This is a genomic window from Anaerolineales bacterium (genome assembly GCA_022866145.1).
Classification (GTDB): domain Bacteria; phylum Chloroflexota; class Anaerolineae; order Anaerolineales; family E44-bin32; genus PFL42.
Genome location: JALHUE010000151.1, coordinates 1 through 25,507 on the forward strand (window position 1 = coordinate 1; position 25,507 = coordinate 25,507).

Annotated in this window: 22 protein-coding genes; 14 read left to right on the forward strand and 8 right to left on the reverse strand. The window is 66.4% G+C overall.

All coding sequences use genetic code 11. From position 1 onward, the window contains the following. Window positions 1–114 precede the first annotated feature (114 nt). Window positions 115–297 (reverse strand): hypothetical protein, encoded by a 183-nt coding sequence (locus MUO23_04740; GenBank protein MCJ7512258.1) that lies wholly within the window; start codon window positions 295–297, stop codon window positions 115–117. Window positions 298–401: 104 nt separating this feature from the next. Here MUO23_04740 and MUO23_04745 point away from each other — a divergent pair, with 104 nt between their 5' ends. Both MUO23_04745 and MUO23_04750 read left to right on the forward strand, forming a co-directional pair. After that, window positions 402–2,246, forward strand: coding sequence for an FHA domain-containing protein (locus MUO23_04745; protein ID MCJ7512259.1), 1,845 nt, complete (start codon window positions 402–404; stop codon window positions 2,244–2,246). Then, the gene (locus MUO23_04750; GenBank protein MCJ7512260.1) at window positions 2,243–3,178 is read left to right on the forward strand and encodes a protein phosphatase 2C domain-containing protein; all 936 of its coding nucleotides are present in this window, start codon (window positions 2,243–2,245) and stop codon (window positions 3,176–3,178) included. Before MUO23_04745 ends, MUO23_04750 begins: the two co-directional genes overlap by 4 nt. Window positions 3,179–3,207: 29 nt before the next feature. Here the strand turns inward: MUO23_04750 and MUO23_04755 are convergent, their stop codons facing one another. Next, a complete protein-coding gene (locus MUO23_04755) occupies window positions 3,208–4,236 on the reverse strand; it encodes a GNAT family N-acetyltransferase (GenBank protein ID MCJ7512261.1) in 1,029 nt (342 codons plus the stop codon). Window positions 4,237–4,322: 86 nt separating this feature from the next. Here MUO23_04755 and MUO23_04760 point away from each other — a divergent pair, with 86 nt between their 5' ends. Together MUO23_04760 and coaE are read left to right on the forward strand one after the other, a co-directional pair. After that, window positions 4,323–6,425: a hypothetical protein gene (locus MUO23_04760; protein MCJ7512262.1), complete on the forward strand. Its 2,103-nt coding sequence runs from the start codon at window positions 4,323–4,325 to the stop codon at window positions 6,423–6,425. Between the two features lie 69 nt (window positions 6,426–6,494). After that, window positions 6,495–7,628 (forward strand): dephospho-CoA kinase, encoded by a 1,134-nt coding sequence (gene coaE / locus MUO23_04765; protein MCJ7512263.1) that lies wholly within the window; start codon window positions 6,495–6,497, stop codon window positions 7,626–7,628. 130 nt (window positions 7,629–7,758) lie between these two features. On the opposite strand, the gene MUO23_04770 is transcribed toward coaE, so the two are convergent. The 4 genes from MUO23_04770 to MUO23_04785 form a co-directional block, all read right to left on the reverse strand. Next, window positions 7,759–8,721 (reverse strand): Ig-like domain-containing protein, encoded by a 963-nt coding sequence (locus tag MUO23_04770; GenBank protein MCJ7512264.1) that lies wholly within the window; start codon window positions 8,719–8,721, stop codon window positions 7,759–7,761. Between the two features lie 114 nt (window positions 8,722–8,835). Next, window positions 8,836–9,747: a ribosome small subunit-dependent GTPase A gene (rsgA, locus tag MUO23_04775; GenBank protein MCJ7512265.1), complete on the reverse strand. Its 912-nt coding sequence runs from the start codon at window positions 9,745–9,747 to the stop codon at window positions 8,836–8,838. A gap of 105 nt (window positions 9,748–9,852) precedes the next feature. After that, window positions 9,853–12,126, reverse strand: a complete 2,274-nt coding sequence (locus MUO23_04780; protein ID MCJ7512266.1) for a hypothetical protein — start codon at window positions 12,124–12,126, stop codon at window positions 9,853–9,855. Further along, the gene (locus tag MUO23_04785; GenBank protein ID MCJ7512267.1) at window positions 12,096–12,764 is read right to left on the reverse strand and encodes a Maf family protein; all 669 of its coding nucleotides are present in this window, start codon (window positions 12,762–12,764) and stop codon (window positions 12,096–12,098) included. The genes MUO23_04780 and MUO23_04785 overlap by 31 nt, the downstream gene beginning before the upstream one ends. 194 nt (window positions 12,765–12,958) lie before the next feature. Here MUO23_04785 and MUO23_04790 point away from each other — a divergent pair, with 194 nt between their 5' ends. From MUO23_04790 to MUO23_04830, 9 genes are all read left to right on the forward strand, one after another. Further along, window positions 12,959–13,936 carry a DMT family transporter gene (locus MUO23_04790; protein MCJ7512268.1) on the forward strand — a complete coding sequence of 326 codons (978 nt, stop codon included), beginning with the start codon at window positions 12,959–12,961 and terminating at the stop codon, window positions 13,934–13,936. A gap of 125 nt (window positions 13,937–14,061) precedes the next feature. Further along, window positions 14,062–15,444: an AAA family ATPase gene (locus tag MUO23_04795; GenBank protein MCJ7512269.1), complete on the forward strand. Its 1,383-nt coding sequence runs from the start codon at window positions 14,062–14,064 to the stop codon at window positions 15,442–15,444. A gap of 4 nt (window positions 15,445–15,448) precedes the next feature. After that, entirely contained in the window at window positions 15,449–16,069 is a 621-nt protein-coding gene (locus tag MUO23_04800; protein MCJ7512270.1) for a histidine phosphatase family protein, read from the forward strand. A gap of 48 nt (window positions 16,070–16,117) precedes the next feature. Beyond that, window positions 16,118–16,645 (forward strand): DUF3090 domain-containing protein, encoded by a 528-nt coding sequence (locus tag MUO23_04805; GenBank protein ID MCJ7512271.1) that lies wholly within the window; start codon window positions 16,118–16,120, stop codon window positions 16,643–16,645. Window positions 16,646–16,717: 72 nt separating this feature from the next. Continuing rightward, on the forward strand, window positions 16,718–17,464 hold the full coding sequence (locus MUO23_04810) for an SCO1664 family protein (GenBank protein MCJ7512272.1): 747 nt from the start codon (window positions 16,718–16,720) through the stop codon (window positions 17,462–17,464). A 148-nt stretch (window positions 17,465–17,612) separates the two neighbouring features. Beyond that, window positions 17,613–18,641, forward strand: coding sequence for a homoserine dehydrogenase (locus tag MUO23_04815; protein ID MCJ7512273.1), 1,029 nt, complete (start codon window positions 17,613–17,615; stop codon window positions 18,639–18,641). Window positions 18,642–18,737: 96 nt separating this feature from the next. After that, window positions 18,738–19,343, forward strand: a complete 606-nt coding sequence (locus MUO23_04820; GenBank protein MCJ7512274.1) for an HAD family phosphatase — start codon at window positions 18,738–18,740, stop codon at window positions 19,341–19,343. Between the two features lie 532 nt (window positions 19,344–19,875). Next, window positions 19,876–20,790 carry a diacylglycerol kinase family lipid kinase gene (locus MUO23_04825; protein ID MCJ7512275.1) on the forward strand — a complete coding sequence of 305 codons (915 nt, stop codon included), beginning with the start codon at window positions 19,876–19,878 and terminating at the stop codon, window positions 20,788–20,790. A gap of 24 nt (window positions 20,791–20,814) precedes the next feature. Then, complete coding sequence (locus MUO23_04830) at window positions 20,815–22,482, forward strand: helicase-associated domain-containing protein (protein MCJ7512276.1); 1,668 nt, start codon at window positions 20,815–20,817, stop codon at window positions 22,480–22,482. Between the two features lie 45 nt (window positions 22,483–22,527). Here the strand turns inward: MUO23_04830 and MUO23_04835 are convergent, their stop codons facing one another. Both MUO23_04835 and uvrC read right to left on the reverse strand, forming a co-directional pair. Next, window positions 22,528–22,908, reverse strand: a complete 381-nt coding sequence (locus MUO23_04835) for a response regulator (GenBank protein ID MCJ7512277.1) — start codon at window positions 22,906–22,908, stop codon at window positions 22,528–22,530. Window positions 22,909–22,988: 80 nt separating this feature from the next. Next, the gene (uvrC, locus tag MUO23_04840; GenBank protein MCJ7512278.1) at window positions 22,989–24,869 is read right to left on the reverse strand and encodes an excinuclease ABC subunit UvrC; all 1,881 of its coding nucleotides are present in this window, start codon (window positions 24,867–24,869) and stop codon (window positions 22,989–22,991) included. A 42-nt stretch (window positions 24,870–24,911) separates the two neighbouring features. Here uvrC and MUO23_04845 point away from each other — a divergent pair. Continuing rightward, the coding region (locus MUO23_04845; GenBank protein ID MCJ7512279.1) for an extracellular solute-binding protein at window positions 24,912–25,507 on the forward strand (596 nt) is incomplete at its 3' end.

Genomic DNA, 25,507 nt, shown 5'->3' on the forward strand with positions numbered 1-25,507 from the left:
ACGGCCCTCCCGCATGCGGGGTGTGCGGGAGGGCCAGCCGGAGGGAGGCTCAAGAGGTGTCTCGGGCTAGGGCCCGAACCTCCAGGCCAACAAGTAAGGAAGGGAACGGGCGACCTATCCGACCAGCCGGACGACCTGCCAGATCAGATAGGCCTCCAGGGCGAGAACCGCCCCAAAGGAAGTCAGCAGGATAGCCCTCAGCACGTGCTCCGTGCGACTGAGAGAAGCTTCCGAGGCCCCGGCCGTCATGCGTTCCGGCGAGAAGAAGTCATCGGCTGCTGGGCTGAACTCGGCCATCCTAACCTCGTGGCCCATCTTCGCACCTCGGTCGGCGCTTGTGTTGCTTTTGTAAGCCAACTGCAAGCGGCGCTCCCTCAGGTCCACCGTGCTACAATCCAAGCATGCGCATCCCGGGCTGGATGCCGGCGGCCGCCGTCCTGGCGGCCTTGTGGCTCAGCCTGCTGCCTCCCACTCCCGGTCAGGCGCAGGCCCCCGTTCAGGTTGACCTTGCTCCCCCGGATGTCTCCGGCTTCCCCGACATCCTCCTGTATGTGACCGCCCGGCCAATCGCCGGCAGTGAGCCTCTGGTCCTTGCGCCCCAGGACTTCGTGATCCTCGAAGATCAGACCGAGCGCCCTTTGACCTCCATGGAGATTGTCCAGGCCGGCCTGGATCTGCGCCTGGTGCTCAACACCACCCATGGAATGGGCCTGCGAGATTCCGGCGGCCGCAGCCGGTTCGATCGGGTGCGCGAGGCGCTGGTGCGCTGGTGGTCGGAACCCCTGACGACGCAGTTCGGAACCGACAGCTACTCGCTGATCACTCGGGAGGGAACAATTCTCGAAGGGCTCCCGGCGGCCGCCGAATTGGCTTCCACCATCGACTATCTACAGCCCTCGCTGACCGCAACCGACACCGCCCTTGATCTCCTTACGCGCGTTCTCGAGCAGGCTCGTCCGACCCCTCCCCCCGGGACGCCCCGAGTGCTGGTCTTTGTCACTCCGTTCGTAGACATCGCCGAAGACCTGGGGCTGGCGAACGTGGTGGCGGCGGCGCAGGAGACCTCCACCGCAGTCTACCCCGTGATCGTGGGGCCGGCCGCTCTGGCTGAGGACCCGGCCCTCGAGGGCTGGCGCACCCTCGCCCAGCAGACGGGCGGCGGCCTGACCCTGTTCGACCCGGCCGCCGGCTTCGACGCCCTGGCGCAGGAGCTCGATCAATCGCGCACCCGGTACCGCCTGTCCTATCCCTCGGCCGCTTCGAGCCAGGGTGCGCATTCGGTTCAGGTGCGCCTGCTCAATGAAACCCTGGACGAGATCTCACCGGTTCGGACCTTCCGGGCTGACGTCCTCCCGCCCGAGGTAGTCTTCGTCTCGCCTCCTGCCAGCATCGTGATCGATCTACCTCAGCCCGGACAATCCGCCGATGGGTTGGACCCCCAGACGGTGACGCTCCCCTTGCTCATCACCTTCCCCGACAACCATCCACGGCCGATCGTCGAGACCGAACTCCTGGTCGACGGTGTGCTGACGGCCTCGAAGGTGCAACCGCCGTTCGATGTCCTGACATGGTCTGTCGGCGAGCAATCCCAAGCCAGCGACCTCAAGCTTCAGGCCGCGGTAACGGACAGCCTGGGCCTGCGAGGCCTCTCGGAACCGGTCAGCGTGCGGCTTGAGGCTTTCAGGGCTCCCAGTGTCCTCGAGACCCGGCCATGGCTGATCGGGCTCATGGGCTTGCTGTTGGCAGCGACAGCCGCAGCGGTGGGCTTGCTGCCGCGAGTCGCCGCCCGCCGTCCTTCAGCGACCGGCCTGCGCTCCGCCCCGCCTCGTCTCCGCCGGGCCAGCCTTGCCCCGGCCGCACCCGACCAGGCCGAGGCCCGCCTGCAGCCCGTCGAAGGCGACCTCGATCCCATCCTTCTCACCGGGACAGACATCACCATCGGACGGGATGCATCCCTGGTGACCCAAGTCGTCTTCGATCCTTCGGTCAGCGCTGTACACGCCCGCTTGATCCGCCAGGTTCACGGTCGCTACTTGTTGCGCGATCAAGACTCACTGGCCGGGACCTGGGTGAACCACGAGGAGGTACCGCAAGCCGGGCGGGCGCTGGAGCACGGCGATCTTGTGCACTTTGGCCGCCTGGGTTATCGTTTCCTGATGACTCAAGAGCCCGCGGATCGGCAGATCGTCGTTTCGCCCCAGGCCGAGACTGGCCCGAGTCCTGCACTCAGGTCCCCCGGCCCATGATCCGCACGGAGACCCCCCACCTGCAGTCGGCCGCCGCCACGCATCCGGGCGAGACCGGCAAGAACAACGAGGACAGCAACTTCCTCGGCAGCTTTCGCCTCGAACGCGATGCCCGGCCTGCCATGCTGGCGATTGTGGCCGACGGTATCGGCGGACACTACGGCGGCGAGGTGGCCTCGCAGCTGACCGTTGACGTCGTGGTGGCGATGCTCTCCGCCTTCACCGGCCGCGAGCCGGTGTCCCACATGCGGGTGGCGATCACCCAGGCCAGCCGTCAGGTGGTGCGCATGGCGCAGGAGAACCCGGCCTTGGAGGGCATGGGCTCGACGATTGCCCTGGCCTGGGTGTTGGGGGATCGCCTGTACGGCGCCTCCGTCGGCGACAGCCGCATCTACCTTCTGGACGACGGCGGCCTGCACCAGATAACGACGGACCACACCTGGGTCCAAGAGGCGATCGACCATGCGGTGATTTCGCCCGAGGAAGCCCACGACCATCCCCATGCCCACGTCCTCCGCCGCTACATCGGCAGCCAGCTGGATGTCGAGCCCGACCTTCGCCTGCGACTCGGCCCAGAGGACGAGGGTGATCAGGGACTGGCGAGCCAGGGAGTGCGACTGAAGCCAGGATCGCAGGTCTTGCTGTGCTCCGACGGCCTGACCGACCTGGTCAGGGCATCCGAAATCGAGGGTATTCTGCAGAGCCAGGCTCCAGAGCCGGCGGTGCAGTCGCTGGTCGAGCTGGCACGCAATCGAGGCGGGCACGACAACATCACCGTGATCGTCCTGGCGATGCCGCCCCCCGAGCCCCCGGCGCGCAAGAGCCCCAAGCTCGGCTGGCTGTTGGCGTTGGTCATCGCCATTCCGCTGTTGGTGATCTTGACGGGGTTCGCCCTCGGGGCACTGGCGTTGCTGGGATGGCTCCCCTGGTAGCCCAGGGGCAGTAGAGGGCGAGCCGCAGTTCAGCCCGGGCTGCGCTCGATTCGCACATGGAAGATCGAGCGGGCAACCCCACCCAAACGAAACTTGTACGCCTCGCCGCCCCGCAAGAAATCAAACTCATCCCGGCCATGCTCGACGGCCCACTCGATCAGCATTCCCGTCAGCACCCAGCCAGGGGATAGCTGACTGAAGGCCGGATCCAGGCAGGAGTTGTAGATCCACAGCCGGTTGCCGTAGTCGAAGAACAGGTAGCCGGCAGCAGGCTCGCCCCCCGCATCCAGGAACGCCAACCGCAGCCAGTTGTCATCCTTGGCCTCAGTCGCCAGCCGGCGGAAGTGTCCATCCATAGCCTCGGTCAGGAAGCCCGACTTCTGCGGGTCCAGGCGCATCAGGCGCAGGAAGGCCCCCATGGCGGACTCGATCTCACCGGGCTGATCGACCCAACGCAGGCTCACGCCCGGCAAGTTTCCTTCGGCGCGTCGCAACTTGCGCCGGAGCTCATGCCGCTGCTTCTTATCCAGGGACTGCAGGTAACCTTCCCAGTTCTCCGGCAGGGAGATCACCGGGCACGGTTGTAGGGGTTCTTCCGTCGCCCGCCAGCCCCGCTGGGCGGCCAACTCGAGCATCAAGCCCCGAACGGGCGAGAGGTTGGGAAGGTTGTACAGTTCGAGGGTGTGCCAGCCGGCGACCGGTTCCTGTGCCAAGAAGTCAAGAAGCCCGGAGACGAATGGCGCGGCCTCATCGGCGGACACCAGGAGATCCAGGTAGTCCGAGATCTCGAAGCTGCCCAGTAGGTGCAGCGCCGGACCCGGCTCGCCCGGCAAGCGGATCAGCGGCGCCAGTCCCACCAGGCGGCCCGTGGGATCGCGTCCGGCCACGACCTGCAGCTCAGCCGACGGCCATTCGCCGCCACCCAGGCTCGCCCACCAGGCGCGAGCGTACTCGTGACGCAGGAAGGGCACATTGGTGACGGAACCGGCGAGCAGCGCGTTCCATTCTGCTGCCAGGCTCTCGAAGGTTTCGAGGGTCTCGATGCTCTCAAACTTCACAGGAATGCCGAGGCGCGATTGTACCAGTCCGTGGCATGATCCATGCTCCAATTGCGGGGCGAGGACCGACTATGTACAATAGTCCTATGAGCCGGACCTTCGAAGCCGACGTCGCCCTGATTCACATCGCCGCCGGCAGTCTGCGCGTCACCCCGCCGCCTGGTTCTTTGGCCCAGATCCCCCCTCGGCGGCCGGCGCGGGGACGGGCAGAGGACCTGTACTTCGTGACTCTGGCGACCGGCGCCGGCCAGCCTGTGACCGCGGGCCTGGTCGACCACCTGGCCCATCTGGCCGCCCGCAACTTCTATGCGACTCCCGGGGCGATCACGACCGCCCTGCGCGAGGCGGCCAGTGAGGTCAACGACCATATCGTCAACCTGGCCCGCTCCAGCGGAGATACGATCGACGGGTCATTGGTCCAAGGTGTGCTGCGCGGCCGGGACTTATATCTCGCCCAATGCGGCCAGGGACAAGCCCTGCTGGTGCGGGCCGGCCAGTCGACACGCCTGACATCCTCCGAAGCCGAGCGCAAGCCTCTGGGTCAGACTGCGGCCCCGTTCGTGGGCTTCCATCATGTCGAGGTGGCCCCGGACGACCTGGTGATTCTCACCGCCAGCAGCAGCCTCGCCGCCTGGCCGGACAGCGTGCTCTCAGGCTTGAGCGAACTGACGCCCGAGCAGGCGCTGGAACGCCTGGGCGCGAGCTCGAGCCTGGACATGAGCGGAGTGTTCGTCCGCATCGCCGCCCCAGGCCAACCGGCAGCCGCGCCGATGCCGGCCGGGCCCCACCCTATGGACGACGCAGCCGGAGGACGCCGGGCTTCGCGGCGCGGCCAGCGCAGCCTGGCGCGCCCACGCTCCCGCGCCGCCGAACGCGGCCCTTCGGCGATGGGCGCGGCCTACGCGCGCTTTGCCCACCGCGCCCGCTCAGCTGGGGATGCCGCCGCCCTGTTGGCGACGCGGTGGATCAGCCGTCTGGCGCCAGGCCTGGCCGAACCGATCCGGCCAGGCATGTTCTCGCCTTCGTTGCTCGCCGGCACCGCGATTGCGGTCCCGGTCTTCGTCGTTGCGCTGGTCAGCCTGGTGTACTTCCGCAGCGGGCGTCAGGAGCAGTTCCAGGAAACCCTTCTGCAGGCACAGGCAGCAGTGATCACGGCCAAACTCGAAGCGAATCCGCAGGTGGCGCTCGTGGCCTGGGACCAGGCCGCCGACCTCCTGACTCAGGCCGCCCGCTATGGTGACAGCCAGGATCTGCAGATCCTGCTGACAGAGGTGCAGACCGAACGCGATAAGCTCAAGCTGGTCAACCGCACCGAGTTCTACCCGGCGGTCAGCGGGGGCTTCGGGTCCGGCGCCCGACCGGCGGCGCTGGCCGCCTCAACCACCGACCTGTACGTGCTGGACGAGGGCAACGAGACCGTGTGGCACACCTGGTCGACAGGGCGCGGCTACGAGATCGACCGCGACTTCGAGTGCTACGGCACCGCCCAGGTGACCGACTTCGTGCAGCCGATCGATCTGGCGCTGCAAGCGTCGCCTGGCGCTCTAGGCACCGAGGGCGTTGTCCTGGTCGACATCGATGGAACGGTAATGTACTGCGCCCCCGGGACATCTCCGGTCGTCACCCAGTTGAGCCCGCCCGAGGTCGGATGGCGCGCCATCCAAGCCATCGATGTATTCAATGACCGCCTGTACGTGCTGGACCCTGCCGCCAACGCCGTCTGGGTGTTCGACGCCTCGGACGGCCTGTTCAGCGGCAACCCCAGCCGGTTCTTCGGCGAGACCGTGCCGGATCTGACCAACGCCATCGACCTGGAGATGGCCCAGGACGAGCTGTTTGTCCTGCTCGCTGACGGCCAGCTCACACGCTGCCGAAAGAACGGCGACTCCACCGAATGTGAGCAAGGGATGCGCTTTGAGGACGACCGGCCGGAATTCGAGGCCACCGATCGCATCCCGGACGCTCAGCCGCTGGGCATGGTGTACGCGCCTCCACCTGAACCCTCGCTGTACTTCCTGGACGCCCTCAGTGGCGATGTCTATCATTACAGCATGCGCCTGGTTTACCAGGCCCGCTATGTGGCCAAACCAGCGCTCGAGGGTGAACCGAGCGCCATCACCTTCGGCCCCCCCGGCGACCTGTTCATCGCTGTCGGCCCACAGGTGTACTACGCCCAGCCCCAACGCTGAAGACTGCTTTGACAGTCCATCTGCGGCGGACTACAATCCCGCCCACCGTTGTCCTCAGGAGGCCCTAGCTTGAGTCGCTGGTCCGGCAAGTATGTTATCGGCCTTACTGGCAACATTGCCACGGGCAAGAGCGTAGTCCGCAAGATGCTGGAGCATCTGGGCACCTACGGAATCGACGCCGACGCTTTGGCCCACCGGGCGATGGCCAAGGGCGCGCCTGGCTACCCACTGATCGTCAAGACCTTCGGCGACTGGATCCTCGATGAGGAAGGGCAAATCGACCGCAGCCGAATGGCCAAGATCGCCTTCTCCGATCCCGGGGTCTTGGAGAAACTGGAGGCGATCGTCCATCCGCTCGTCGCCCACGCCGTCGACCTACTGATCCAGCGCTCGCAGCACAGCGTAGTCGTCATCGAGGCCATCAAGCTGCTCGAGTCCGACATGGTCGCCGGCTGCGACACGATCTGGGTCGTGGATGCGCCTGAGCCGGTCCAGGTCGGTCGAATGGTCGAGAAGCGCAGAATGCCGGAGGCGGCGGCCCGTCAGCGCGTTGCCGCCCAACCACCACAGTCACTCAAGCTGCGCGCCGCCAAGGTCGTCATCCGCAACAACGGATCGTTCGAGGAGACCTGGGAGCAGGTACAGACGGCCTGGGCCAAGCTGCCGAAGCCGGAAGAGCCGCTGCTCCCGTCACCGCCCGCGCTCAAGCCCGGGCAGATCGCGGTCCGTCGCGGACGGCCGCAGGACGCCGACGAGATCGCCCGCTTCATCACCCGCGTCACCCATGGCCGGCGCCGGATGTCGCGGGCGGACGTCATGGCGGCCTTCGGCGAGAAGGCGTACTTCATGGTCGAGCGCGATGGAAAGCTCTCTGGGGTCGCCGGCTGGCAGGTCGAGAACCTGGTGACACGCATCGATGAGCTGTACTTTGAACCCGGCTTGCCGCTGGACCAGGCGATCCCCGCCTTGATGGAGGCCGTCGAGACCGCCTCCGGCGATCTGCAGAGTGAAGCCAGCCTGCTCTTTCTGCCGCCGTACTTGGCGCAGCACGTCGGCGCCTGGCGGGCTGTCGGCTACAAGCCGCAGACCATCCCTGCACTGGGGGTACGGGCCTGGCAGGAGGCAGCGGTCGAGTCAATGCCGCGAGGCGCTTCGCTGTGGTTCAAGCGCCTGCGGGAAGACCGGGTGCTGCGCCCGCTCTAGCCCGTCTGCACTCGCGCGCCCATGGCTGCCTGGTGGCCGGCCGGCTAACCCGCCGTCCTGCGACCGCGAAGAGGGCTCCGGTCTCCGTGCCGCCGCCAGTCAACAGTCCCTAGCCCCCGCAATGGGCTGGCTACCACCAGATCCGGAACGAATCGCGCGTCGAAGCCTGCAGTCCTTCAAACACCGACCAGGCCAGCAATTCGACATTGCTGCCCGGGACCTGTCCGACGACCTCCAGCTCGAAGCGTGTCATCCCATCGGCATCCGTTAAAGGAAGAAGGAAGGTCCGCACCGCTTCCGGATACCGCACACTCAGCGTCACCGAAGCGCCGGGAACCGGCAGATCGTTCTGGTCCCGCACCAGGACCAAGACCTGCTGCATGTCGTCCGGCTTGGCAACGGCCTGGGAGAGGGCCATGTTCGGCTTCAGGCTGAGCACCCGATACAGGGCCGGATCCTCCGGAAGACGGGGCGCTAGCAGTTCGGGGTCGAAACCTGACTGGTCGAAATGCAGGCGTCCGAGCGGAGCGATCCGCACCTGCCCGGCGGGGGGCGTCTCCGGAAGCCAGTCCAGGCGGAACGACCGGAAGTACTGCACCAGTCGGCCTGCCTCCATTTCGTAGTCTGAGATCGGACTCCCGAATCGCTGCGCTGCGCCGTTCGAGTTATAGAAGTCGAGATAGGCATGGCAGACTGAGTGGCCCGAGTCCCGGAAGTAGCGGCATCCGGGCTCAGTCCAGGCCAGGGCGGGCAGGCGCTTGCGGGGTGGATCCCAGCCCCCCAGCATTTCGCCCAGCGGGCTCAGGCTTGGGCTGCCGGGTCCGCGGTCTTCGAGGGCGGTCTCCAGCCGGGCGTTCTCGAAATACTGCAGCAGCCGACCCGAATCCGAATCGACGAAGGAGTCTGTGATCGGGTACCCGAGCACCTGGGTGCCCCCGCTGCGATCGAAGAATTCGGCGAAGACTGGATCGAGGGTGTGACCGGTCTCCGGGAAGTAGCGGGGCAACGCTTGAGCCGAAGCCGGCAGGGCGCACCACGCGCCCACCAGCGCCAGACTGAGCCCAGCCAGCCGAGTACGAAGCGAAGGTGTCATTGCCGATCAACTGTAGGCAGACCGAGGCAGGCTGTCAAGCCGCATGGGCGCCTGGCTTCAGGGCGGGCTGTCCGGCGGCGGCGGTAAAGGCTGCAGGGCGCATCTCCCCGCCTGTCACCTCTCTTCCCCGAGGCGGATTCTCAGGTAGGAGTCATAGCGGTGGGGGCTGATCTTGCCTTCTTCGACCGCTCGTATGACGGCGCACCCAGGCTCATGCATGTGGGTGCAGTCGCTGAAGGCGCAATCCGCCACGCGCTGGCGGACCTCGGGAAAATACGCGTCCACCTCCTCCGGCTCGATGTCCCACAGAGCGAAGGCCTTGAGCCCAGGCGTGTCGGCGATGTGCCCGCCGCCCGACAGCGGCAGCAGTTCCGCCACGACCGTGCTGTGCCGGCCTTCGCGGGTCGCCTGGCTAATCTCCAGAGTCTTCCTGCCCAGGCCGGGCTCGATCAGATTGAGCAGGCTGGTCTTGCCAACTCCCGAGGGCCCCGCCAGGACCGAGATCCGCCCGACCAGGGCGGAGCGCAACTGCTTGACTCCGGCCCCGGTGTGGGCCGAGGTCAGGAAGACTGGATAGCCGAGGCGCTCGTACTCGGAAAAGAACTCACGCACATCTCCTTTGTGAACCAGATCAATCTTGTTGGCGCAGATCACCGCCGGGATGCCCCCTCGTTCCGCAGCCACCAGCAGGCGGTCCAGGGTGCGCGGATTGGGGTCAGGGTCGGCACAGGCCAGGACGAAGACAGCCTGATCCGGATTGGCCACGATCACCTGTTCGACCTTGCGGCCAGGATCCCGGCGGGAGAGGACACGGGTTCGGGGTTCGACGGCCTCGATGGTCGCCGTTCCGTCGCCGACCAGGCGAATGCGCACCCGGTCGCCGACGGCGGCCAGGTCGCTGTGGAGGCGCGACCTCTTCAGGCGGCCACGCAGCTTGGCCACGAAGCGCCCGGCCTGGGTTTCGATCAGAAGGAATCCGGACTGCGAGCGGACGATCAGACCCGGGAGGGTGTCGTCGGCGGTCATCGCACTGTCGTCAAGCGGGCGGGCTGCTTCGAGTGAGGCGGGAAGGCGGCAACCGGTTGGCGTCCTCGGGAACCTCGGTCTGCAACTGAGATCTTCAAGGCTCTCCTACGGCGTCGGTGTGGCTTCGGGGGTCTCTTCGCCGGGTTCAGGGGTTGGGGTTTCCTGGCGGGGCACGCCGATCTGCTCCTCCCAGCGGTAGAGCGAGCGCGGGGCGCCGAAGAAGTAGGACTCGACCACCCGCCGGAAGATCGGGGCGGCCCACTCCGAGCCTTCGCCCTGGTTTTCGACGATCACAGCCACGGCGATATCGGGTTTGTCCTCCCGCCCTTCATCGGTGTATCCGGTAAACCAGGCGTGCGGATCTTCAACCCCGCTCTCGGCGGTCCCGGTCTTGCCGGCAATGTTCAGGTTCAGGCCAAGGAAGGCGCGACGGGCGGTGCCGCGGTCAGCGCGAATCACCTGGGTCATCGCCTGCTGCAGCGTAGCCAGGGTCTCCGGTTTGAGGGGAAGGGTTCCTGCTACCTCGGGCTGTGCCTGATAGCTCACTTGGCCCTCAGCGCTCTGGATGCGTTCGACTAGGAACGGCTTGTACAGCTTGCCGCCGTTGCCGATGGCGGCCACGAAACGGGCGACCTGCAACGGGGTGACGTTGAGCGACGCCTGACCGATGCCCAGTTGCATTGCATCCCCACCGTTCCACGCCTCGCCCAGATTCTGCAGCTTCCATTCCGGGTCCGGCAGCAATCCGGCCGAATCCCCAATCTCCAGGCCGGTCGGCGCGCCAAGCCCGAAGGCGCGTGCCATGTCCGAAAGGGCATTCGGCAAGCCGCGGTTGAAGAGGTCCAGCCCGATGTGCCAGAAGTAGGGATTGCACGAGCGCTCCAGTCCCTGGACCAGGGTCAGTTCACCATGATCGGGCAACTCTTTGGCGACTGTCCAGTCGTAGAACACCCGCCCTGGCAGTTCGCGGAACTCCCCATCGCAGACGTAGGTCGTGTCTGGCTCGTAGAAGCCGGACTCCAAGGCGGCAGCCATGGTGATGATCTTGAACACCGACCCCAGGGGGTATCCGCTGACGGCGGCCCGGTCGACCAGGGGGTTGCGCTGGTCGCTCAGCAGTTCATTCAACCCGCCGGGGCTGTTGGGGTTGCGTCCGTCGAACAGGTTGGGATTGAAGCCGGGTGAGGACGCCATGGCGAGCACCCGCCCCGTGTCGCGTTCAAGCACAACCACGGCGCCCCGAAACTCGGCGATGGCCTGCTGTACCTGCTGCTGCAGCTGGCGGTCCAGAGTGGTATAGACCGCTTGCGGCAGGCCAGGGTCTTGGCCGCCAAGCTCAGCCAGGATGTTTCCACTGGGATCGGTCAGAAACAATGTTCCGCCCGGCGTGCCCCGCAGCGCCGACTCGTACACTTGCTCGGCTCCGGTTTGCCCGACGAACTCATCCCGCCGATAGCCCCGATTCAGAAACTCGCCCAACTGCTCCTGACGGATCTGCGCCACGTAGCCGGTAGCATGCGGCGCCAGTCCGCCGTTCAGATAGAACCGGCCTGGGTAGATCTGCCAGCCCGTGCCCCCGGCCGATTCCAGTGTCCCCTGGACACGCTGGAAATCCTCCAGCGAGGCCTCGCCTATCGGCACCAGGAAGTCGGTCCCGCGGAACGGTTCGTACCGCGCTTGGAGACTCTCCGTGCGCTGGTCGAACAAACGACTGAGGGCCCGCAGCATGGCTGACTCGGCTTCTTCATCCCCGATCTGGCTGGGAACCACGTACACGCCGACCACATCGGTCTGGGCAGCCAGGGCCAGGCTATTGCGGTCGTAGATGTTGGCGCGGGTGGGGAGTGCGAAATCGAGATACAGCTGGTTCCCGCCGGCGAGCTCAGGCAGGATGTTGGCATCCGTCCAGGCGACCTTCCAGGCATCGTCGACCCGTTTCAGGTCCATCCCGGTCTCACGCACGATCTCCCCGGCGGCGCTCGAGTGCAGCATGACCCGGTAGCGCACCTGAGCTTCGCGGGGGCTGATCAATGAAGAGACGATCTCGTAGTCGATGCGGTCGAAAGCGCCGTCCTGTCGGACCTTCTCGTAGCGGGCGGTGAAGTCCTCCCGGCTCAGCCCGTCCGTCGTCAGGGGGCTGAGCATGTCGTACATGTCGTCGTAGCGCGCCTCGCGCCAGGCCTCGAGGAACCCTATCGCGGCTTGTTCGGGATCGGGTGCCTCCAGGGAGGTGACCGCCGGCGCAGGCAGCGTAGGCTCGGCCGGAGTCCCGGTGGGGGAATCCCGGCCGCAGCCGACAAGCAACAGGCTGGCTGTCAGTGACAGCCCGAAGAGCAGACGCTTGGCGATCAGTTCAGAATCTCCTTGTACACCGGGCACTCGTAACCAAGATGCTCCTGGCAAGCCGCCGGAACATCCACCGGTGGAGTCATATCCAGGGCTCGCACCGCGCGCGTCAGGTGGCATAGCGGCAGCCCCATAACATTGGCAAAGCAATCCCGGAAGGATTGCCGCTCCACCGGCGCGAACCCCGTATCCTGAATCGCGTAGGCTCCGGCCTTGTCGAGTGGCGATCCGCGCTCCAGGTACCGGTCAATTTCCGCCTGCGTGTAGCCTCGCATCGGCACGCTCGAGTCGCATCGCTCCATGATTATCTGGGCGCTGCCCGGCGCCATCACCGCCAGGCCGGTCACCACCCGATGGGTTCGCCCGCGCAGCTGCTGCAGCATCCGGCGCGCTTCGACGCCATCCTTCGGTTTACCCAGCACCTGCTCCTCCAGCACCACCAGCGTGTCGGCGGCGACCACCACCTGGCCCTCCCCGGCCACGTGCCGGGCCGCGAGCGCCTTGTCTCCGGCCAGCCGGGCTACTTGGTCCGCCGCGGCCACGCCTGACAGCAGCCGTTCGTCAACATCCGCTGCCACGGCTTCAAAGGGCCACCCGGTTAGGGCGAGCAGTTCCGATCTGCGGGGTGAGCCCGAGGCCAACAGCACCCTCGGTGGCGAAGACCGATTCATGCGCAGGGGGGATCCAGCCTACCCGGGCCATCTTATCACACGCAGTCGATGGTGGACCTGAGCGTTGGCTCAGAGCCAAGTCCTGACGGCGGCGGATGCTAGAATGACCTCTTGAGCCGGAGAGTACTCCGGATCCATCTTGCCCTCCCCACCGGCCGGAGCCCCCTTCCCCGGTCAGCAGCCGACGGTGTAGGTTGGCTGAGCCGTGGGGGCGGCTACCCATTTCCTCCTGCAGGGACGCTGCAATCGCCGCCCAACCAGCACCGCCGCCTAAGCTCGCCTACATTGCCATCGGCCTGGGGGTCCTGGCGCTCGGTTGTTCGGCGCTCTTCGTGCGCTGGGCCGCGGCGCCGGGCCCGGTCACCGGCTTCTACCGCATGGCGCTGGCCACCCTGGTTCTCACCCCGCTCGCCCTGCGCCATCCGGCGGGCGCCGCCTCTGCCTGGCCCAGGCGGGGCGTGTTGTTGGCGCTGCTGGGCGGGCTCTCGCTCTCGATCGATCTCGCGCTGTGGAACACTGCCGTCGGGCTGACCTCCGCCGCCAACGCAACGTTGTTTGCCAACACTGCGCCCCTGTGGGTGGCTCTGGTCGCCTGGGCCGCCATGGGCGAGCGCCTGCGTCCTCTTTTCTGGACGGGGTTGGCGGTGACCATGCTCGGCGCGGCTGCCGTGGCGGGCGCCGACTTCCGATCGCACAGCGGCCTGGGTGTGGGCGACATGCTGGCAATCCTGGCCAGTTTCTTCTATGCCGGCTATTACCTGCTGACCCAAATCGGCCGTCGCACCTTGCGTTCCGCTCCCTATGTTTGGCTCGCCGGGCTGGCCTCCTCGGCCAGCCTGCTGACCATCAGCCTGGCTCTCGGGCTGCCGCTGACCGGCTACCCTCTGCCAACCTACCTGTCCTTCATCGCTCTGGCCCTAGTCACGCAGGCCTTTGGCTACCTGGCGGTCGGCTACGCCCTCGGCCACCTGCCAGCATCGGTCGTCTCACCGACGATGGTTGGCCAGCCGATCGTGACCGCGATTCTGGCCATCCCTCTCCTGTCCGAAGCGCTTTCGCCGACGCAGATCGTAGGAGGCGCGGCGGTGCTTGCTGGAATCCTGCTGGTGTATCGCTCGCGCCTCTCCGGGCGGACGCCCGAACCGGAGATCGCCCCCCAGAGCGCTGACTGATCTCAGGTGCTGGCGAACGCCGCCAGCACGGCCAGCCTGGGTGGCCAGCGCGGCTGCCTCCCATCTTCGGCAGTGCGGCTGGGACGCCCGCCTCGGACCCAACCCCGGATGATATACTGCCCTCGATGGACCTGTTTGACCATGCTATGCACCAACGCCTGAAGCAGGAATCGCCGCTGGCGGCGCGCATGCGGCCGCGCACCCTCGACGAGTTCGCCGGCCAGGAACACATCGTCGGCCCCGGCCGGCTGCTGCGGCGTGCGATTGAGGCCGACCGCCTGTTCTCCTCGATCCTGCTTTGGGGACCGCCCGGCTCGGGCAAGACCACGCTTGCCATGGTCATCGCCCAATCCACTCACGCTCACTTCGACACCATCTCGGCAGTGCTGGCCGGCAAGGATGAGCTGCGCCAGATCATTCAGGCGGCTCAGGAGCGCCGCCGCCTGCACAACCACCGCACGATCCTATTCGTCGACGAGGTCCATCGCTGGAACAAGGCCCAGCAGGACGCCCTGCTGCAGCATGTTGAGAATGGCACGATCACCTTGATCGGCGCCAGCACGGAGAATCCCTACTTCGAAGTGATCGGGGCGTTGGTCTCGCGTTCGAGGGTCTTCCAGCTGCGCCCGCTCTCGGACGACGAGATCCGCCGCATTCTGCTGTCGGCCCTGCAGGACAAGGACCGCGGCTTCGGCGGCCGCACTGTGGAAGTGGATGAGGCGGCCCTGGCCCATCTGGTTCACGTGGCGGGCGGCGATGCTCGCAACGCCTTGAATGCCCTCGAGCTGGCGGTCGAGAGCTCGGAGCAGCGGCCCGATGGCACGATCCATCTCAGCCTGGAGGTGGCCCAGGATTCGATCCAGCGCCGCGCCGTGCTGTATGACAAGGACGGCGACGCCCACTACGATACGATCTCGGCCTTCATCAAGTCTGTGCGCGGCTCGGACCCGGATGCCGCCTTGTTCTGGCTGGCCAAGATGCTACAGGCGGGGGAATCGCCGCGCTTCATTCTGCGCCGTCTGCTGATCCTGGCCGGAGAGGATATCGGCCTGGCCGACCCGATGGGCCTGGTCGTGGCCAACGCCGCCGCCCAGGCCTTCGAGTTCGTCGGCCTGCCCGAAGGCGTGTATCCGATCGTCGAAGCCACCCTGTATCTGGCGACGGCCCCCAAGTCCAATTCGGCCGGCTCCTACTTCGAGGCGGTGCGCGCCCTGGACGAGCCAGGTCGAAGTGCTGTCCCGACGCATCTCCAAGACAGCCGCCGCGACGGCGATGCTACCGGTCACGGGAAAGGATATGTCTACCCTCACGACCAGCCAGGGCACTACATCGGCCAGCAGTACCTGCCGGATGACCTGGCCGGGCGGACGTTCTACCGGCCCAGCCGCCAAGGGTATGAGGCTGAAGTCGCCTTGCGCCTGGGACGCTGGCGGGCAGCGCAGCAGGCGGCCCTTGGTCCGCGACCGGCCGACGGCGCAGCCCCCACCCCCGACACCTTACAGGACTGAGCGAATGACAACACTGTATCTGATTCGCCACGGCGACAACGACTTGCTGGGAAAACGGCTCCCGGGTTGGATGCCCGGCCTGCATCTGAACGCGCACGGGCGAGCCCAGGCCGATCGGCTGGTGGAGCTGCTGCAGGAGGCGGCCATCGAAGCCATCTACGCCAGCCCGCTGGAGCGGACGATGGAGACCGCGGCTCCGCTGGCCGCCGCCAAACACCTGAGCATTATTCGGCGCCCGGACCTGCGCGATGTGTACCCCGGGCGGTGGCAGGGGCAGCCGCTGGCCAGCCTGCGCCGCCGCAAGCAGTGGCCGCTCATCTTGGCCGCGCCTTCGCTGGCCTCCTTCCCGGAGGGCGAATCCTTCGCCCAGGCACAGAACCGGGTTGTGAGTGAACTGGAGCGGATCCGCCGCGACCACGATCGCCCCCAGGCGGGCGTCGCCGTTTTTTCGCATGGCGACATCATCATGCTGGCCACCGCCCACTACATCGGCCTGCCGCTCGACCAGTTCCGTCGCCTGAGCATTGAACCGGCGTCGATCAGCGTTCTCCACATCCACGATCGCTCTGCCCGCTTGATCCGCTTGAACGACACCCGGGCGACCCAGACCAGCCCTCCCGGGTGATATACTTCCGCGCCAGCCGGGCGATCCTGACCCGGGCTGGAGTGCAAGATGCCTGGTGCGATCACCGAACTCAATCCCGTCACCATCATCCGGGCGGCAGCCATTGGTCAACCCGGCAGGCGTGTGTTCTACTTGCAGGCCCGCGCCGGGCGTGAGCTCGTCACCCTGATCGTCGAGAAAGCCCAGCTTCAATCGCTGGCGGTAGCCATCGAACAGCTCCTGGCCGAACTCCGTGATCGCTTCCCAGAGCTTCCCGAAGCCTCGGCTGCATTCACCGAGGGTGAGGTCCGCCTCGAACAGCCGATCGACCCGTTGTTCCGCGTCGGGGAGATCGGGCTGGGCTACGATCGCGATCTGGACCTGCTCGTGCTTGAAACGCGGGAGTTGATCACCGAGGCCACCGATCCTGCCGAAGCCTCCGTGGCTCGATTCTGGTGCACCCGTTCGCAGCTTCGTGCCTTGGCGAGGTGGGGCCTCGAGCTGGCCGGGCGCGGCCGCCCGATCTGCGGCAACTGCGGCGAGCCGATCGACCCCGAGGGACATTTCTGCCCCAAGCGCAACGGCCACAAGCACTAGCGGCTCGGCGTGCGCCCCGCCGCCGCGGGGCAGAGCCACTTCGGTACCCGATTGATCCCCTGAGACCCTGCGATGGTGGACCTGCCCAAGGCCCGAGATGACCTGCCGCCCTCCGAGGTGCTCGAAGCCCTGCGCCTGAACACCCTCACCGTGCTGGGGCAGTTCGTCTGGGGATCGAACTACACCTTCCTGGTCAACGTCGAGCACCCGACCGGACCGATCCCTGCTGTTTACAAGCCAGCACGAGGCGAGCGGCCACTGTGGGATTTCCCGGACGGCACGCTTGCGGCCCGCGAAGTTGCCGCGTTCCTGTCCGCCAGGGCGCTCGGCTGGGACCTGGTGCCGCCGACGGCGCTACGCCCCGAGGGGCCTCTCGGCCCGGGATCGATCCAGCAATTCGTCGACGCCGACCCCGAGCACCACTACTTCACCTTCACCCCGGAGGACAAGCAGCGTCTGCGTCCGGTGGCCGTCTTCGACTGGGTGATCAACAACGCCGATCGCAAGAGCGGCCACATCCTGCTGGCGCCCGACCGGCACATTTGGTTGATTGACCACGGTGTGTGTTTTCACTCCGAGGACAAGCTCAGGACGGTGGTGTGGGATTTTGTCGGGGAACCCATCCCGCGGCCACTGCTTGACCGACTCGCAACCTTCGAGGCTGAACTCCAGCCACCGGCCGGTTTGGCGGAGTCGCTGTCGTCGCTGCTCTCAGCTGGCGAGCAGGCTGCTCTGCTGCACAGGGTGCGGCGCCTGATCCAGCAGGGGCGCTTCCCCCCTCCCGGACCCGAACGCCCATATCCTTGGCCGCTGGTGTGAGCTCCTTCATCCCGCCCAGCGAGGGACGGTTCGCGCCACCCCGCGACCGCCGCTCACGCGCGTCCAAGCTCCCCTGCGCCGAGCGCTCCCCGGGTGTAGGATAGGGCCCGATCGCCGGTTGGCCTAGGCCCCGATGGGAGACGGATGCATGACGAACCACTACGATCTGGCTATGCTGGGATTCGGCAATGTCGGACGGGCCCTGGCACGCCTGCTCGTTGCCAAGCAGGAGTTCATCCGCCTGCGGCATGCAGTCACCTTCCGCGTGGTCGGCATCTACACCCAGCGGCATGGATGTGCGCTGGATCCGGAAGGTATCGAACTGCTGCGCGCCGTCCGGCTCGTCGAACGCGGTCAGACACTGAGCGAGCTCACCCAACTGGCCGAGCCCCCGGATGCCCTTGCCTTTCTGCGGACCTGCGGTGCCAACTTGCTGATGGAGAGCACCCCTGTCAACTACGAGACCGGCCAGCCAGCGCTCGACTACCTCAAGACCGCCCTGGAAATCGGCATGCACGCCATCTCTGCCAACAAGGGACCGGTGGTTCATGGCTATGAGGAGCTGACCGGGCTTGCCGAAGCGCGGCAGCTTCGGTTCCTCTTCGAGTCGGCCGTGATGGACGGGGCGCCGATCTTCTCGCTATGGCGCGAGACATTGCCTGGGGCTGTCCTGACGGGATTCCGCGGCATCCTGAACTCGACCACCAACTACATCCTGACCCGGATGGAAGCTGGCGAATCCTATGCCGAGGCGCTGGCCCACGCTCAGCAGATCGGGATCGCCGAGACCGACCCCAGCGGCGACGTCCAGGGCTGGGACGCGGCCGTCAAGGTGGCCGCCCTGGTGACCGTCCTGATGGGCCGGGCCTGCACGCCTGCCCAGGTTGAGAGAGAAGGCATTGCCAGTGTCACGCCCGAGCGCATCCGCCAGGCGAAGGCGGCGGGCCAGCGCTGGAAGCTGATCTGCTCCGCCGGCTGGGAGGGGAATGTGCTGACCACCCGGGTGGCGCCCGAGCCGATCGACTCCGGCGATCCGCTCTTCAACGTCAGCGGGACGTCGTCCGCCCTCACCTTCTTCACCGACGTCCTGCCCGCCCTGACCGTGATCGAAGGCAATCCCGGACCTGAGACCACCGCCTTCGGCATGCTGGCCGATTTCCTACGGGTTGTTCGCTGAGCCCTCCGCCGGGGGCCCCGATACCGGGCCGTCCGAAGCCGACCGGGAGAGACTCAGAACTCATTCCACGCTGGTCGTGGAGAAAGGCCGGGACTTGTGACAGAGGTTCGCGCCGTGTACTGGGATCTGGGGGGTGTTCTGCTGCGGACCATGGATCGCAGCCCCCGGCGGGACTGGGAGCACCGGCTCGGCTTGGCGGAGGGAGAGTTGGACGAGGTCGTGTTCGGCTGCACCGCCAGCCGCAAGGCGACCCTCGGTCAAGGCAGCTCGGAATCCATTTGGCAGGAGGTGCAGGCCCGCTTTCAGCTTTCCCCACAACAGGCGCGGGCGCTTGCCAACGACTTCTTCGCCGAAGACCGCCTGGACCCGGTGCTGCTCGACGTCCTGCGTCAGCTCCGCCCGTTCTACCGGATTGGCATGATAACCAATGCCTGGCCCGAGGTTCGGGAGATCCTCGAAGACAAGTTGCGCATCTCCTCCTATTTTGATTCCGTGATCACCTCGGCCGAGGTGGGGTTTGCCAAACCCCATCCCCACATCTACCGGCTGGCTCTCCTCTCCCTGGGCATGGCGCCGGAGCAGGCGGTCTTTGTCGACGATTTCGTCGAAAACGTCGAAGGCGCCCGCGCCCTCGGTATGCGCGCGGTCCGCTTTGACAGCCCAGAGCAGGCACTCAGCGAACTCGCCCAGCACTTGGCCTGAATGGAGCTCGGGGCTCAGCGCTCCGGCAGGCAGCCGTTCCGGTCGCCCGGCCGGGGCAGGTCCTCAGGGGAGATTGCCTGGATGTAGCCGAGGCGGAACACGGTCTTGAGGGGGCCAGATGCAGGTGCCGGTGCGAAGAAAAGGGCTGAGCCCCCTGCCATCCACGGAACGGCCGGCACTGCCGCTCTCGCCGGACGGCCTCCAGGTCTGTATGCCGCTGGGAAGGGCATTCATCCGGCCGCACGGCGCTATCTGTTTCCCAGCTACGCCCCGGTGGGGTGTGTGGGTAGCTTGACCGGACTCAGCCGCGGCCGACGGTTGGAGGCGAGCAGTCCCGCAGTGGCCTGAGGCTCTTATCCCTACTCTAGAGAGGTCCCAGCGCCGAGTCAATCGGCGCTACGCTTAAAGAAGGTACTATCGAACGGTGCCTGTGGTTCGGGCTGGGTCTGGGTCGGCATTTGCGCCAGGGGTCTCGTTGCCTGTAGAGTAGGATTCAGCCCAGCAGTTCTACCTGAACACCATCGGAGGGGCAATGCCGCACCGAACCAAGCTCATCTTCAACTCCCACGCCAACCGCGGCCGTGCCTGGTACATCGGCCCGGTCCTGCAGGCCATCGTTGCCCGCCACTCGGATGCGGAGTGGGCGGCCACCGAGTACCCATCGCACGCGGTGCAGCTGGCACAACAGGCGGCGGAGGAAGGGTTTGACCTGGTGGCGGCCATCGGGGGCGATGGCACGGTCCACGAGGTCGTTAACGGCCTGATGAGGATCCCCGCCGAGCGCAGGCCGAGCATGGCAATCGTCCCGGTCGGATCCGGCAACGATTTCTCCTCCAGCCTCGGCATCTCCCTGGACCTGGAGGTCGCCATGCGCCGGGTCTTCGAAGGCGAAGAGCACTGGATTGACATCGGTCGGCTGACTGACAACACGGGTCGGACGGAGTACTGGGACAACACGGTGGGCATCGGCTTCGATGCCACCGTGACCTACCTGACGTATCAGATCACCCGCCTTAAGGGCTTCAGCATGTACTTATGGGCGGTGATCCAAGCCATTCTGCGCCACAATGAATCCGCATGGATGAAGATCCAGACGGATCAGGAAGCCTTCGAGGTCGAGGCGCTGATGCTGGTGGCCTGCAACGGCCCCCGCGAAGGGGGCGGGTTTCATGTCGCCCCTCAGGCGGAGCCCGCCGACGGGATCCTGGACTACGCCATGATCGAACGCGTCTCACGACTGATGATGTTCCGACTCCTGCCCGAGGTGATGAAAGGAACGCACGCACGCTTCAAGGCGGTCCGCATGGGGCGCTTCCAGAACATGAACATCCACCTGAGCCGGCCGCTGCCGATCCATACCGACGGCGAGATGTTCGCTGGCTTCCAAGCGCAAGTCACCGACCTGGACCTTGAACTCCTGAAGCATGCACTCCGCCTGATCTTCTGAAAGGTCAGCCTGCCGGGAGCACTCGTGCGGACCCTGCGCAATACCCTGCATGACCTGGAGGCAGGCGACCTTCGGATCATCGCCGCCCGCTGGGGGATCGAGGCGGAGAGTCCAGCTGGCGGTGCCCTCGGTGATCAGCTGGCTGCCTGGATCCTACAACCGGACAACCTGGCGGAGTTCATCGCTGGCTTGACGGATGGGGACCTGGCTGCCTTGGACGCTCTGCGCCGCCACGCCGGACGGCTGCCCCTGGCCGACGCCGAACGCAAGTTCGGCACCTGGCGCCGAATGGGACCCGCTCGCCGAGATCGCGTCCAACCGCACCTCAACCCAGCCGGTCCGCTTGAATCGCTGGGGTACACCGGCTTGATCGGACGCGCCTTCGCTGACGGACCCGCCGGCGCGCAAGAGTTCGTTTTTCTCCCGACCGATCTGCTGCCTCTGATGCCCGCCGTCTCCGCTGACCCGCTTGCGGTGAGCCCGGCTGCGGATCCCATCTTCGTGATGACCGCATCGGCTTCGGCGGTTGAGGACCTGGTGACCCTGCTGGCAGCACTTCGCCGCCGCAGCTTGCGCAGCCTGGCGCAGGCCGCCTCCTGGTCCGAGCCGATCCGGCCATTCCTGCTTCGACCCGAGGCCGCCAGCCTGCTGCTCACCTTGCTGCTTGAGAACGGCGTGCTGAGCGACGCCCCTCACCGGCCGCAAGCGGATCAAACCCGGCGATATCTGCAATCGCTGCAGGAGGATGGGCGCCGGCCGCAGACGGACTGGGTGTCCTCAAAGCGCTGGAACGACCTGAGTCAAGTGCCGAGCCTCATCTGTGAAACCCGAGACTGGCCGGGAGATCCGGCACGCACTCGCCAGGCGCTGCTCGAGCAGCTCGGCGGGCTCCCGGCTGGGAGATGGTTCGATCTGGACTCCCTGGTTCAGGCGATCCGCGACGAGCGCCCAGGCTTCCAACGAACCGCCGGCGAGTTCGAGGCCTGGTACCTGCGCGACCGCGAGAGTGGGGAGTTCTTGCGTGGCTTCGAGCACTGGGATGCCATTGAAGGTGCTTTGGTTCGATTCGTCGTGTGTGGGCCGTTGCACTGGCTGGGCGCCGCCGACCTGGGGAGCGTCGCTCCCGATCAGAGGGCCACTCGCTTCCGTCTCACAGCATCCCTTACGGAATTCGCCGCTCCGGCTTCGCCCCAACCGTCGCCCCGGGCGCGTCTCGATCCGGAGGGTCAAATCGACGCCCCCTTGGGCATGCCCCCTGCACACCGGTACCAGCTGGCCCGCTTCTGCGACTGGGATGGGCGCGGCAGCACCGGCTTCACCTATCGGCTGACGCCCTCCGCCATCCGCCTGGCTCTCGGACAGGGACTGCGCCCGCCCCAGGTGGTTGCCTTGCTCGAATCCGTCACGGGACAGCCGCTCCCCCCCCAACTCCAGCAGGCGCTGGCTCGAATGAGCAAGGGCGGGCCGGCGCCTCACCTCGAACAAGACCTGGTCCTGCGGCTAGCGGATGCGCGCCTGCTCGAAGAGCTGCTGGCGTCGAAGTCGACGGCTCGGTTCCTGGGCGACCGCGTCGGCAGAGATGGGGTGGTGGTGCGATCCGGGGAGTGGCCGCGCTTGCGGGCCGCGGCGGCGAAGATGGGAATCCTGATCGACGGCCTGGAGACGACATCCGGATCCCGCCGGCGGCACTGAGGCCGCCCGAGCAGGCGCTGCGCTCGAGGGACCGGCGGCGTGCGGTTAGCCCTGGCCTCGCTGAGGCAGCACCTTGTGCAGCGCGGCCTCCAATTCCTCGATCGTCACCGGCTTGAAGACGAAGGCGTCGGCCCCCAGGGAAAGGGCCCGATCCACCTGCACATCCGCTGTCTCCGATGAAAGCATGACGACAGGCAAGCCGGCCAGCTCGGGCCGTTGGCGCACGAATTCCAGGAAATCGATTCCGCTGACCTCAGGCATGTTGATGTCAAGCACGATCACCTCAGGCTTGCGCCCGGCGAGCAGGGCACGCGCAGCCACGCGCGCCTCCCGAAAGGTCTCGACCTGAAAATCCAGCAGCCGGAGCATCAGCTGGACGGCTTGGCTCATCTCGTCGTCGTCATCAACGATCCAGGCCAGGGTCATCGAGAACATCCCTCTCTGGCGGCATGCGCTTGGGTCACGGCAGCATCGATTCTCCCACACCTGTGGGAACGGGGCATCGGCTACAAATCGGCCTTCACCTGCTCGGCAGCCTCGCGCGTCATGCCGGGGACTGCCGCGAGCGTATCTACATCGGCCGCTCGAATCCGCTCCAGATCCCCGAAGGCCTTGAGCAGCGCCTTGCGGCGCGCCGGGCCGATGCCTTCAATCGTTTCGAGCTGCGAAGCCAGACTCGCCTTGCGGTGCAGGGTCCGCTGCTGGCCCAGTGCAAACCGGTGGGCCTCATCGCGGATGCGCTGCACTAGATACAACCCTTCCGACTTGCGCGGCAGGATGACCGGGTCCGGCCGCCCGGGCAGGTACAGTTCCTCGTTCCCCTTGGCCAGGCCGGCCAGGGGGATACGGCCCTCCAGCCCATAGGAGACCAGGACCTGACGAGCGCGTCCCAGCTGGCCCTTGCCGCCATCGATCAAGATCAGATCCGGCAGCGAACCGAATGCCCGATCGAGCTTGACGCCGGGCGCCTCGGCCTGGGTCAGCGAGTCCTGCCAGCGGCGGAAACGCCGCGCCAGGACCTCCTCCATCGAGGCGAAATCGTCCTGACCGGTGACGGATTTGATAGTGAAGCGGCGGTACAGTTTGCGGCTCGGCGCTCCCTGTTCGAAGACCACCATCGATCCGGCCGCAGCGGTGCCCTGCAGGTTGGAAATGTCGTAGCATTCGACCCGGTTGGGCGGCCCGCTCAGGCCGAGTTCGGCCTGGAGTTCGCCCAGGGCTTGAACGTGACGGCTGCGGTCGGCTGCCCAGCGGGCGCGCAGCATGGCCAGGGTCTCAGCCGCGTTCTCGGCCGCCATCTGCACTAGCTCGCTCTTGACCCCTCGTCGCGGCACGACCAGCTGGACCTTCTGGCCGCCCCGCCGGCTTCGCAGCCACTCCTCGATGATCGCCGCCTCCTCGATCTCGGCCGGTAGCAGCAGTCTATCCGGGACATAGGCGGCCTCGGCGTAGAACTGCTTGACGAAGGACTCGACTACCTCGTGGTCTTCGGCCTGGTTGGCCCCCTCCAGGACGAAGTACTCGCGACCGATCAGCTTGCCTCCGCGAACGAAGAACACCTGCACGCAGGCGTCGTGCTCATCGCGAGCGAAAGCGATCACATCCGAGTCGATCTTCTCCTGGGAGACGACCTTCTGCGTCTCCACCACGCGGGCAATAGCGTCTAGCTGATCCCGAATGGCTGCCGCCCGCTCGAAAGCCAACGTCTCCGAAGCGCGCCCCATCTCTGCTTGCAGCCGCTCCACCACGCTCTCGGTGTTGCCCCGCAAGAACCGGCACAGGTCGGCGATCATCTGGCGATAGCCCTCTTGGTCCACCGCCCCGATGCACGGGCCACGGCACAGCCGAATATCGTAGTACAGGCAGGCCCGTAAGTCATTGCCGGTGATCTCACGGTCGCAGGTCAGATACGGGAAAATCTTGCGCAGCACATCCAGGGTTTGGTGCACGGCCCACACACTGGTGTACGGACCGAAGTACCGGCTGCCATCCTCCTCCATGCGCCGGGTTAACGTGACCTTGGGGAAGGGGTCTGCCCAGTGGACTTTGATATACGGATAGCGCTTGTCATCCTTCAGGCGGACGTTGTACTTGGGGCGATGACGCTTGATCAGCGTCATCTCCAGGATCAGCGCTTCAAGCTCCGACCCAACGACGATCCACTCGACGTCCCGGACGTGAGCGACCAGTTCTGCGGTGCGCGGGTGCAGCCCGTCAGCACTCTGGAAATAGGACCGAACGCGGCTGCGCAGGTTGACGGCCTTGCCGACATAGATCACCTTGCCGGCTTCATCTTTCATCAGGTAGCAGCCGGGTTTGGCGGGGATGCCTTCCAGCACTGGCGCGATCGAGGGGTTCACAGCCACAACTCGGCGATTGTAGCACACGCAGCGGCCGCCTGCGTGGCCGAGCAGTATAATCACCCCGGCATGAGGTTCTGGATCGCCTCGCTCATCCTGCTCGGCGCGCTGTCCACGTCCTGTCTCCCCGACATCGCGCCTGAGCCTTCGCTTGCGACTCCGACCGCCACGCAGCCTGCGGCTCTTTTCTCCACTCCGCAGCCCACGTCGGGCGCGCCGGCGCGCCGGCTGACGCTGTGGCTCGCCCCCGAGTTCGCCGCCTCGCCTGATATGCCAGCCGGCCTGCTCCTGGCAGAACGCCTGGCGGCCTTCGAACGCGCCAATCCCGGCGTGACGATCACCACCCGCCTCAAGTCCCGCGCCGGCCCTGCCGGCTTGCTGGAGACACTGACCGCCGCCTTTGCAGCCGCGCCGGACTCCTTGCCCGACATGATCACATTGGATAGGGAAGCCCTGCAGGCTGCGGCGGTCAAGTCAATGATCGTTCCGCTTGAGGCACTCCGGCCTCCGCTGGAATCGCCAGCGTGGAGTGAGCACGCTGTCCTCGCCTCACAGGTGGACGGCACGCCCTTCGGCGTGCCCCTCGGCAGCGACGCCGACCTTCTCGCCTACCGCGCCGACATCTACGGATCACCTCCGGAGACCTGGAGTGAGCTGCTCAACGG